This window comes from Cyclobacterium sediminis (assembly GCF_054781075.1).
Map to the genome: position 1 here is coordinate 1 of NZ_BAAGVC010000015.1, position 749 is coordinate 749.

The window sequence follows — 749 nt, forward strand, 5'->3', positions numbered from 1 at the left end:
AAGTAATGGAGGACCGGGTTCGGTTATTTATACCAACTTCCTGAGTAAAAAGAAAGTGAACAGCCTTTTTGGTCAAACCTCTATCGGCTATAAAAACATGGTTTATCTAGACTTAACGGCCAGAAATGATTGGTCAAGTACCTTGCCAAAAGAGAACCGCTCTTATTTTTACCCTTCAGCTTCTCTAAGTGTCTTGTTAAATGAAATGTTTGACATGCCGGCTTGGGTTAGCCTTGCCAAGGTTCGTGCAGGTTATGCTCAGGTAGGTAATGATGTAGATCCTTATCAGCTACAGAGATATTATAATTTTGGTGCCGATTGGGGAGATACCAAAAGAGCCAGTATAGATAAGATTGCTAAGAACGCTCAATTAAAACCTGAAATAGCTACATCCCAAGAAGTGGGTATTGACCTGTCTTTGTTCAATAATCGATTNTTCAGGTGCAAACAGCAAATTGATCAATGCAGGATTGGTAAGAAGTAAAGGTTGGGACATCACGCTTGGAACCTCTGTTATCAGGCAAAAAGATCTTTCATTTGATTTAGGTTTAAATTTCACTAGAAATAGAACTACCATTGTAGAACTAGCTGATGGAGTTGAATACTTTGGTTATAATAAAGGATACGCTTATTTCTATACTTATCCGGGAGATCAGGTAGGAGATATTTATCAAGCACCTTATTTTAAAGTGGAAGATCCAAATTCTGAGTATTATGGTCATGCCATCATTTACAGCAATGGTAAGCCT

The 749-nt window shown here is 38.1% G+C and carries 2 protein-coding genes; both read left to right on the top strand.

The annotated features are described in order from the left end of the window. Positions 1–55 precede the first annotated feature (55 nt). Positions 56–484: a TonB-dependent receptor domain-containing protein gene (locus ACYVHJ_RS14765; protein ID WP_460516004.1), complete on the top strand. Its 429-nt coding sequence runs from the start codon at positions 56–58 to the stop codon at positions 482–484. Further along, on the top strand, positions 471–749 hold a 279-nt coding region (locus tag ACYVHJ_RS14770), incomplete at its 3' end, for a hypothetical protein (protein WP_460516002.1). The genes ACYVHJ_RS14765 and ACYVHJ_RS14770, both read left to right, overlap by 14 nt.